Source organism: Rathayibacter sp. Leaf248 (assembly GCF_920939495.1).
Taxonomy (GTDB): domain Bacteria; phylum Actinomycetota; class Actinomycetes; order Actinomycetales; family Microbacteriaceae; genus Rathayibacter; species Rathayibacter caricis.
This window is the reverse complement of record NZ_CAKLAV010000004.1, coordinates 81,617-91,891: the sequence shown is the minus strand read 5'-3', so window position 1 is coordinate 91,891 and position 10,275 is coordinate 81,617. Positions and strand designations below refer to the sequence as shown.

Genomic DNA, 10,275 nt, shown 5'->3' with positions numbered 1-10,275 from the left:
TCGCCCACCCCGAGCCGAACTTCTACATCGCCGGGATGAAGTCGTACGGCCGCGCGCCGACCTTCCTCCTCGTCACCGGCTACGAGCAGGTCCGGTCGATCGCGGACGAGCTCGCGGGCGATCACGCCGCCGCCCGGCGGGTGCAGCTCGTGCTCCCCGAGACCGGCGTCTGCTCCACCGACATCGCATCCGCCGGAGGAAGCTGCTGCTCATGACCGGCATCCGGGCGATGCTCCCCGAGGACTGGGCGGCGGTCGAGACGATCTACCGCGAGGGCATCGCGACCGGGCACGCGACCTTCGAGGCCGAACCGCCGACGTGGGAGGCGTTCGACGCGGGGAAGCTCGACGTCGGGCGCCTGGTCGCCGTCGACGGCGACCAGATCCTCGGCTGGGCGGCGCTCTCGCCCGTGTCGAGCCGGCCCGTCTACCGAGGGGTGGTCGAGCACTCCGTCTACATCGCCTCTGCCGCCCGCGGCCGCGGCATCGGCGCTGAACTCCTGCAGGCATTCATCGATGCAGCGGACGCCGCAGGACTCTGGACGATCCAGTCGAGCATCTTCCCCGAGAACACGGCCAGCCTCGCCCTCCACGACCGCGCCGGCTTCCGCCGCGTCGGCACACGCGAGAGGATCGCGCTGATGAGCTACGGGTCTGCCAGGGGCACTTGGCGCGACACCGTCCTCATCGAACGGCGTCGACCGAACTGACTGGAACCGACGGGCGGCCGGCGTGCAGCCACGCCGGGTCCTTGACTTCCGATTAGAAGTGAAATCTGTAGGCTCGCGCTAGGCCGCGACGTGGCTCCAGTCGGAGAGCAGACGTTGCGGTCAGCTACGTTTCAAGCCATACTGATCACGCATGGATACACGTGTGCCCGAAGCCAGCCGCCCGGCTGGCTTTCTGCGTTAACGGGCGGCCTGCACTTCGCGGAGGCGCCAGACGCTCCTCAGTCGCGGTGCCACGCCGCGGCACTGCGATTTTCAGCGGAACGATGTCACCCCCTACCTTGATGATGGGGACTCGATCTGTCGCCCGACCAGCCGGCCTCGAGCCGGCTTTTTTCATGCCCACGATCTGAGCGGCCCACGCTCTCCTGGCCCACTCCTCTCCTGCCGGCGCCCGAATGGTTGCCGGTAAGGAGTAGAACCGAGTCGACCGGCTCGGTGCCATTTGAACGCGCTCGCGCGTTCGCCCCGCGGAGGTCACATTGCTGAACTCGCTGATCGAGATGCTGCTGAAGGAGGTGGACCCCAACGTCGCGCTCGTGTGCATCACGAGCTACTTCGGACTCCGATTCATGGTGAAGAAGATCGAGGACTTCCTCGTCATCTTCCTTCCCAGCAAGGAGCCTGCTCGACGCAAGGCCCTCCTCCAGCAAAGCCGACGCCCCAAGGCGTAACTCGAAAACGCACCTCCTCCGTGGAGGGGAGAGCTCTGTCTACTATCGCCTCGAAAAACATTAGGTTCCGAGACGCTATTCACATCGGGTGCTGCGGGATTGAGTAGATGGGCGCGACGGGACTCTACGTGTCTCATCTAGTTGTCTCGGCACGTTTCGTCTCAGGGTGGATGGGCCGGCGGTCTTTTCGAGGCAAACTGTCCTTGTGAGGCTCTTGGGTTATACGCGGGTGAGTACGTCGAGTCAAGATTCGCAGTTGCAGCTCGATGCGCTGGTCACTGCGGGGGTGCAAAAACGGGACGTACTCGCCGACGTCACTTCGGGGAGCAGGAGCGCGATCGAGCGGCCTGGGGTGAAAAAGCTGCTCGCCTACGCGGAGGAGGGGACACGGTCGTCGTCTGGCGGGTGGACCGGTTGGGTCGGTCGCTGATCGCGCACCGTCCGCGCCGCCTCGAGCGGGATGCAGTCGATCTCGGATGGCTTCGATCCGTCGACGTCGACGGGCCGGCTGATGCTGAACATGCTCGCCACGCTCGCCGAGTATGAGCGCGAGCTCATCGTGGAACGCGTCAACGCCGGCACCGCGGCCGCCCGGGCGAACGGAACTCGATTCGACCGGCCTCTGTCCGACCCAGCGATGATTGCGGACAAGTTGGCCGTCGTCGCGGACGCTCGCGCGAAGGGTCGCACGGCGGAGGACGCTGACGACTGGTGGGCTGGAGTCGAGCAACGCTCTATCGCTACCAGCAGAACCGCGCAGCTCGAGTCGATCTGGCGGGGGAGTCGTGATCGGCACAGGTGTCAGCTTTTTCTGCTGTGTCGCTGCTGCGGCGCTCGTCGGAGTTGCTGGATTCGCCGGAGCGGGGTGTGTGAGCGGATCCGCGGGTCGCGGGGGAGCGGATCGTGCGGACCTTAAACGGGCACCGTCTGCAGGAGACCCAGGAGTACACGGTCGGGGTGTAGAGGATACTCCACAACTGGCGCCTGGTCGCCATGCCGCCCCGGCAGCAGATCGAGACCACCCATGGGTAGTGCTACTTCGGCAGGGGGGAGACGCGGGACCTCTCCGCATGGCTCGACGTATCCTTCCGGGCGCTCGACGGCGCACAAGCGTTCGAGCGACTCCTTCTCGGAAGACGACTCTCCCCTTCCCCCCGGACCGAACCCTCCTGGGCGCTACCGCCTGAAGAGCGAGAAGGCCCCTCGGTAACTGAGGATCGTCACCGAGGGGCCTTCTCATCGCGGTGGGTCAGCGGAGGTCGCCGTGGATCTCGAACTGGTCGATGGCCCCTTTCAAGTTCGGGTCGCCGTACTGCGACTTGCCGAAGTAGTCGTTCCTCGTCGCGCCCAAGTCCTTCGGCGCAACCGTCATGGCCGTGTTCTGGCCGATCTGGGTGCCGTTGGCGTAGAGGGTGCCCGTGGTCGTCCCGTTGCTGTTCGGCTGGAAGGTCAGCTTGAAGGTCGTCCACGTGCCGACCGGCATCGTGTACCCGGTGGTGATCTTCGACTCGTTCGGACCGCCGGAGGTGGTGATGCCAAAGCCCACCTTGCCGTCGCCCGCCTTCGGAGTGAGGAACATGTACTTCTGGTCGTTCGCTCCGAAGTCGAACAGGCGTGACCAGGTGTCCGCCGAGTCGATCTTCGCGGTGACGGAGAGGGTCATGGTGCTCGCCCGCGACACGATGTTGTCCGGCAGCTGGGCGTAGGTTCCGCCCGCTCCGTCGAGACGGAGGACGGTCCTGCCCGAATCGGTCGTCGTCGCCGCGGTTCCCTTCAGGGCCAGAGTGTTGCCGTTCCCACTGGTGTCGGGCACGGTGCCGTTGCTCGACGAGTCGAAGGTGTAGGTCACCCAGTCCGTCGGGAGTGCCTGCAACTCGTTCACAGTGACACTGACCGTGTCGGTCGAGGTCAACGCGCCGTCGGTGGCCGAGAGCTTGAACACGTAGGTGCCGGCTGTCGACACCGTGACGGTGGGGCTGAGGCTCGAGGTGCTGCTGAAGCTTGCCGTGGCTCCGGCAGGTGCGCTCTGGGTCGACCAAGTGGTCGAGAGCGAGCCGTTCGGGTTGCCGAGCTTGTCGTCCGAGGCGCTCCCCGAGAGGACGATCGAGTCGATGCCCTTCTTCAGGCCGGTCTGGTCGGCACCTGCGTTCACGGTGGGTGCCGTGTTCGCGTCCGGAGCCGTCGAGACCAGGTGGACGATGAAGTCGGCGCCGGCCGGTGCGTTGTACGACACAGTCAGCGGAGCGGCGAGAGCGCCCGCGGGGGAGTAGTTGTTGACCTTCCCCTGGCTTGTGCCGTTCACGACGACCGAGTAGCTGCCCTGCGCGAGGCCGGAGACCTCCACGGTGCCGGTGTGAGCGGTGCCCGACACGTTGGCCATGTCCAGGCGCAGGTCGGCGCTGTTCTTCCCGACGATGGCGGAGGTGTAGCGGTCGTTGCCGAGGTCGACGGACAGCTGCTGGGTCACCATGTTCAGGCGCTGCTGGACTCCGTCCTTCGGAGTGACCGTGGTGGAGTAGGCGTCCGAGGTGACGGAGCCGCCGTAGGCGACGGTCCCGAAGATCGGGTCGTCGGTGACCACGTCGGTGCTCATCGTCTGGAGGGCGCCCCAGAGTCCGAGGTCGGCTTCGCCGGTCATGCCGCGCCAGCCCTTGAGGTGCTGGACGTTCGCTCCTCCGCCGACGCCCTCGGTGCCGAGGACGCCCTTCTGGGACTGGTAGGTCCAGGCGGCGGCGCCGATGTTGGCGGGGTGGTTGCTGATCTGACCGGAGTTCACGTTGGCGAGGTTCATCAGCTTGCCGCCGTAGTTCAGCCGCTGCAGGACCGCGCGCTGAGAGGACGTGACCGCGTTGGATCCCGTCTCGAGGGCGGAGGTGTGGTTGATGTAGTCGTCCATCGTGTAGCCCGCCAGCGAGGCGGAGTACTGGGACTGCCACCAGTTCGGCCCGGTGATCGTCGTAGGGTCCGCGTACCAGTACCAGATGGGCATCTGACCACGGGTGGCGGTCGTCTTCGCAATGATGTCCCGCATCATGCGCAACGAGTTGTCCCGGTCCTTCTCCACCTGGAGGCGTGCGAGCGTGTAGACCGACTCCTCTCCGGTGTTGTCAAAGGAGTACTCGGAGCCGTAGGGGTACTTGTTCGACCGGAAGTTGGTGTACTTGGTCGCCATCTTCGTCTCGACGTCGTTCGCCTCGACGTTCTTGCCCTCGGCGCGCAGCGCGGAGATCAAGTCGGGGGTCGACAGTTCACCCATGAGGCCGGTGTGCCAGTTGTAGGCGACCGGGCCTTCGTACAGCTCGCGGAAGATCTCGTAGGCCGCGTCGAGGTACCAGTCCGCCGGGTGGGCGTAGGAGATCAGCGACGGGTACTTCTTCTGGATCTCGTACATCCCGAAGAAGGTGTTGTAGATGTGCGGGTAGGCGTATCCGCGGTAAGACGGCGTGGTGTTCAGGCTTCCGGGCTTGCCCTGCTCCCAGAAGTTGTAGATGAGGTAGTCCGGGTCCGCGTCGTCCGGGGTGTTGCCCATGAGGTTCTCCCACACCGCCTTGGTGAGGTAGGTGTCGAGGGACTTCACCTCGCCGGCCACGGGCAGGACGCTGTTCTTGGCCGCGAGGAAGGTGCCGCGGGGCAGGCCCCAGTCGTCGCCGAGTCCCCAGTAGCCGCCGTAGGCGTTGCGGCGTCCCTGCGGAGGGTTGGCGGCCGAGGGGACAGAGCCGTCGGTCGCGTTCATCATCCAGTCGTCGTAAGTGGCGAAGCGCATGTCGGACGGGCCGATGCCGTCGGCGGCGGTCCACTGCTGCTTGCCCACGGTGAAGGCGGCGTGGTCGCTCAGGACCGCGCCGACCTTGTCGATGACGAAGAACTGCAGGACGGAGGAGCGGGCGTTCCCCGCCGCGTCCGTGTAGTTGACGGTCACCAGGTTGTTGCCGAGCTGGGTCCTGTCGAATCCGAGGCGGTAGATGGAGTAGCCGGCGTTGGTGCGGTTCAGCGCCACCGTGGGGTTCGTCGGGGCGCTCCCGCCGAGGTCGTTCGAGTTCTTGGCAGTGACACCCGTGATCGTCCCCTTGACGCGGAGGGCGACCTCCGCGGCCTGGTCGTAGGGCACGACCATGCCCGGCTGGACCGCGCCGACGTCGAGCGAGCCCTGGTTGTAGAGCACGTTCTGCCGGTCCTGATCCGACGTCGTCTTCGCGATGTGGAAGGTGTACGTCTTCGACGCGCCCGTCGCGAGCGAGAGCGCAGTCGAGGGGAGGTATCCGCCGCCCGTCTTCTGGATCGCCATCGAGTGGGGGTAGTAGACGTTCAGACCCTTGGGGTTGGCGTGCGAGCCGACCCAGGGACCGTCGCCGTACTGCTCCGCCCGCCACCGGTCCAGGTACTCGAAACCGCTGCCCGTCGCCGAATCCGAGGAGAGCAGGAGGTCGGGTCCCTGTCCGCTGGGACGGCCGATCGAGACGTAGGAGCTGTTCTTCCCGATGTAGGAGTGCGCGAGAACGCGCGTCTCGTAGATCTCGTCGCCCTCGTTCCACAGCTCGTTGTCCGGGATCGGGATGCCCCAGTCGCCGATGACCAGACGCTGACCGGACGTGTTCGTCACCGTCTGCTTCCACAGCAGGGACCCGTCCGTGTCGAGCGAGTACGTCTGCGTGAAGGTGAAGCCCTTCACGCCGTTCGCGTTCGCCGAGTTCTGGTATTTCACCGTCACGGAGTTCGCCGTCGCCGTGACGGTGCGGGCATCCGCGGACTCCGTGGTCCACGCCGTCTTCCAGGGGGTGGTGCCCACACCGCTGGCAGTGGGCGTACCCGTCCCCGTGGCGTAGGAGAAGAGAGCGTTGCCCAGCCACTGCCTGTTCTTCGCCGCCGGATCGGCGGCGAGCTTCGGGGCGACATCAGGATTTGCCACGTACTGCGTGTCGTACAGATCGCCCGGGATCTTGAGCGACTGCAGGGAGCCGTCGGCAGCGAAGCCGACGTTCACCTGGCTGGAGCTCAGGGTGTACGGGTAGACGGTGGCCGCGTCGGCCGCGACGGGGTGCAGAGCACTCGTCGCCAGGAGCGCGAGAGCTGTCGCGCCGACGCTCGCCCAACGGGTAAGCCTGGTGGTGCGGGTCATGTGGTCCTTCTCATGATCGTCATTGACAGGAGGGGAGTCGGATCGTCTGCGCCCGCGTCTGGCGGTGCCGGTCGTTTCAACGATGAAATGCGCGGCGAACAGTGACCCGTGGCTTCCGAGGCTAAGGCGCGAGGACCGGAGCGTCAAGCGATCTACGGGACTGAGCCTCCGACGAGAATGAGGTCTGCGATGCTGGACGGTTCCGGGGAACTGAAGCTTTCAGCGATGAAATGATTCATTGACGGAAGGTGCCCGCGGTCCTACAGTCGCTCTGACGGGTGAGCTCCGCCCTAACTCCCGACGCCAGGGTTCGGTCGTATCATGGAGCGCCGCTCAGCGGCCGACGGAAGAGTCAGGAGCGGCGTGAACCCCACCGGCGATGTCACGATGGCTGATGTCGGTGCGCGAGCGGGGGTGACCGCGCGGACGGTCTCGAACGTCCTGTCCGGGAGCACGCATGTGCGTCCCGAGACGCGCGACCGCGTTCTGCGGGCCGTCGACGATCTCGGCTACCGCATCAACACCGCGGCCAGGAGCCTGAAGACCGGACGCACCGGTTCGATCACCCTCGCCATCCCCGACCTGGGCATCGACTACTTCGCCGACCTCGCGCACAGGATCATGGCGCAGGCCGAGCGTCGCGGCTGGGGTGTGGTCATCGAGCAGACCGGCGCACGCCGCGACCGCGAGCTCAGCATCCTCTCCGGCGCGCAGCGTCAGCACTCCGACGGGTTGATCTTCCAGCCGCACGCTCTCGGGCCCGGCGACGAGAAGTTCCTCGTCGGCAACGACCGGCTCGTCATCCTGGGCGACCGGATCTTCCACGGGCCGGTCGATCACGTCACGATGGCGAACACGGCCGCCGCCCGGACCGCGACCCGGTATCTCGTGGATCGCGGGTACACGAGGATCGCGGCGATCGGCTCCAACCCGAAGGTCCACAGCGTGAGCGCCGCGTCGTTGCGCCTCGAGGGGTACTGCGACGCCCTGACGACGAGCGGGCTGCCTGTGCGCCCCGAGTACGTGGTTCCCGCCGAGGAGTGGCATCTCCGCGACGGCGCCGCTGCCATGGCGCAGCTCCTCGCCCTCCCCGAGCGCCCGGACGCGGTCTTCTGCTTTAACGACACCCTCGCGTTCGGGGCGCTCCAGGCCGCCTTCGCGGCCGGACTGTCCACGCCTCGGGACATCGCGGTCATGGGGTTCGACAACGTTCCGATGGCCGAGTTCTCCATCCCTCCGCTCACGACCATCGAACCCGGGACCGGCGAGATCGCGAGGCTCGCCGTCGATCTCCTCGCCGCGCGCATCGAGGGGCGCTCGGGGACCCCCGCCGAACTGGTCACCAGCTTCTCGCTCATCGCGCGTCAGTCGGCCTGACCGGCCGCTCCGGAGCGGTCGGTCCCCCTTCGGCGCGGGTTCCGCTCGCCGGAGGGGTGCCAGCGGACCGGTCAGACCGCCGAGAGCAGCGCGACGTCGAGGATCTCCCCGGTGCCGCCCTGGTCGACGACGTGCACCGAGAACAGCAGGGAGGCGCCGAGGCCGCGGTCCGGCTCCAGGACCCAGTCCAGCTCGACGGTCCCCTCGTGCTCGCGCCGCATCGTCGGCGCGCCGAGCGGGCGGTCGTCGATCCGGAACTCGGGCCCGCTCCCCGAGAGCGAGCGCGCGCGCACGCGGAGCACGGAGGCGCGCTGCTCGGAGTCGGTGAGTGTGTAGCCGAACCAGGAGCCGGGGCCGGAGGCGCTGCGCCAGTGCACCCCGTCGGCGCCGCTCGCCCGCGACCCCCGACCGGTGAGGGCGTGATCCGACTCCGGCTGCTGCTCCCCGGCGGCCACGGCGTCGATGATCGCGGCCGAGGACGCGGCCCGGGCGTCGGCGGCGGCGAGCTCGTCCCGTCGAGCGGACGCGTCGTTCCCGATGGGCCAGTAGAGGGTGTACCGGGAGTCGTGCAGGCCCAGGAAGGGCTCGAGTGCGACCGGACCGCGGTCGGTGTCGAGCACGGCCGCCATCGGGCGGCGGTCCTGCAGCGCGAGGGCGTCCACCGGCCGGTCGGCTGTGACGATTGGCGTCTCCGCCAGCGGGCGGAGAGGACCGGCGGCGACGTGCGCCATCCGAGCGCCGTCCGCGCGCAGGCCTTCGAGATCGCGGTCGTCGACCCGGGCCGCGAGCACCACCGGACCGTAGCTGAATGCCGACCATGCTGAGCCGTCGGGGAGCGGCTCCGCTCGGAAGCCGAGGCCGAGGCAGACGGTGATCACGTGCCGGCCTGGCGCGAGTCGCTCGGTGCTGAGGAAGCCGTCGCGCGCCTGTGCCGTCGATCCGGTGCCGTCGACAGTCACCGTCATCGACTCGGCCCAGGCCGGTTGCCGCAGCCGGACCGCACCGGCCCGGGCCAGCTCCACCGTGACGACGACCTCGTCCGACTGCGGGAAGTCGGTCTCGATGCGGGCCCGGACTCCGTGGTCGGGCGAGTCCAGTGTCGACGCGACGAAGAGCCCGATCAGCAGGTCGTCGCCCTCCCGCGCGTACACGAGTTCGCCGTACCGGGCGTGGTTCTCGAGGCCGGAGCCGACGCAGCACCACATGCCCTCGGCCGGCGTCGAGTAGACGCGGTAGTGCGCAGGACGCATCGGGGTGAAGTAGACGAAGCCGCCGTCGGGGTGCTGCGACGACAGCAGGTGGTTGAGCTGGGCGCGCTCGACGTAGTCGAGGTACGCGGCGTCGCCGCTGCGCTCGAACAGCATGCCGCTGAGCTCGATCATGTTGGAGGTGTTGCAGGTCTCGGGTCCCTCGCGGTCCAGGATCATCGGTGCGAAGTCACTCGCGCGGTGGAAGTGCTCGCGTACGCTGTTGCCCCCAATCGCGACGGAGCGGTCGCCGGTCACCGTGCGCCAGAAGAACTCCGCCGCGGGGAGCAGCTCCTCCCCGAGGCGTGCGTAGCCGACCACCTTCGGGATCTGGGTGTTGGCGTGCAGTCCGTCGAGAGCGTCCCGCTCCGAGAGCAGCGGGTCCAGCAGTGCGCGGTGCGAGAAGCGCCTCGCCTCCGTCAGGTAGGCGGCGGTGCGCTCGGGGTCGGTCACCTCTCCGGCCAGTTCTGCGAAGGTGTCGTTCATGCCGCCGAACTCGGCGTGCAGCATCGTCTCGAACGACGCGTCGTCGAGGCCGGCGGAGACGCCGAGCCACCAGTCGGCGAGCCCCACCGCCATGTCGAGGGCGCGTCCGGACTTGCCGTAGCGGGCTGCGTCGAGCAGTCCGGACATGGTCTTGTGCAGGTTGTAGAGCGGCACCCACCGCCCGTTCAGCGTGAAGAGGTCGGCATCGACCTGGCCGCGGGCCAGCTCCTCGCCGAGCGCTCGACCACCGGGCACGCCGCCGAGGTAGCCGGTGCCCACGGCGTCCTGCGCGCGCTGCATTCCGTCGAGGAGGATCTCCATCCGCTGCCGCGCGGCGTCGTCGCCCGTGGCCGCGAGCATCAGCGCACTCGCCGACAGCGCGTGCCCGCCGATGTGCCCGTCGAGCCCGTCCGCCTCCCAGTTGCCGTAGCCGGGGCCGGTCGGCAGGCCCGCCTCGCGGAGGAACGGGGCGAGCAGGCGATCGGGGTCGAGCTCGAGGAGGTAGCGCAGCCCTGTCGCCTGCGCGTCGGCGAAGGCGCTCGGCAGGAGGCGCACCTCGTCGAGCGGGAATCGGGAGATGGGAGGCATAAGGGCCCTTTCGCTGCGGTGCGCGCCCCGGCGGGTCGCGCATCTGGGATTTCTGACGGG

At 67.9% G+C, this 10,275-nt stretch carries 5 protein-coding genes and 2 pseudogenes; 5 read left to right on the top strand and 2 right to left on the bottom strand.

The features are described from left to right. The 4 genes and pseudogenes from LRG51_RS19460 to LRG51_RS19445 all read left to right on the top strand — a co-directional run. Nucleotides 1-215 (top strand): annotated as a pseudogene (locus tag LRG51_RS19460) (flavoprotein); the annotation flags it as partial. After that, the gene (locus tag LRG51_RS19455; protein WP_230674285.1) at nucleotides 212-709 is read left to right on the top strand and encodes a GNAT family N-acetyltransferase; all 498 of its coding nucleotides are present in this window, start codon (nucleotides 212-214) and stop codon (nucleotides 707-709) included. The pseudogene LRG51_RS19460 and the gene LRG51_RS19455, both read left to right, overlap by 4 nt. A gap of 500 nt (nucleotides 710-1,209) precedes the next feature. Further along, nucleotides 1,210-1,401, top strand: coding sequence for a hypothetical protein (locus tag LRG51_RS19450; RefSeq protein ID WP_230674284.1), 192 nt, complete (start codon nucleotides 1,210-1,212; stop codon nucleotides 1,399-1,401). Nucleotides 1,402-1,567: 166 nt separating this feature from the next. After that, nucleotides 1,568-2,317, top strand: a pseudogene (locus LRG51_RS19445) (recombinase family protein). Between the two features lie 333 nt (nucleotides 2,318-2,650). Here the strand turns inward: LRG51_RS19445 and LRG51_RS19440 are convergent. Continuing rightward, nucleotides 2,651-6,517, bottom strand: a complete 3,867-nt coding sequence (locus LRG51_RS19440) for a DUF5695 domain-containing protein (protein WP_230674283.1) — start codon at nucleotides 6,515-6,517, stop codon at nucleotides 2,651-2,653. A 363-nt stretch (nucleotides 6,518-6,880) separates the two neighbouring features. Here LRG51_RS19440 and LRG51_RS19435 point away from each other — a divergent pair, with 363 nt between their 5' ends. Beyond that, entirely contained in the window at nucleotides 6,881-7,894 is a 1,014-nt protein-coding gene (locus tag LRG51_RS19435; RefSeq protein WP_230674282.1) for a LacI family DNA-binding transcriptional regulator, read from the top strand. Nucleotides 7,895-7,965: 71 nt separating this feature from the next. On the opposite strand, the gene LRG51_RS19430 is transcribed toward LRG51_RS19435, so the two are convergent. Next, on the bottom strand, nucleotides 7,966-10,215 hold the full coding sequence (locus LRG51_RS19430; RefSeq protein ID WP_230674281.1) for a beta-L-arabinofuranosidase domain-containing protein: 2,250 nt from the start codon (nucleotides 10,213-10,215) through the stop codon (nucleotides 7,966-7,968). Nucleotides 10,216-10,275: the final 60 nt, after the last annotated feature.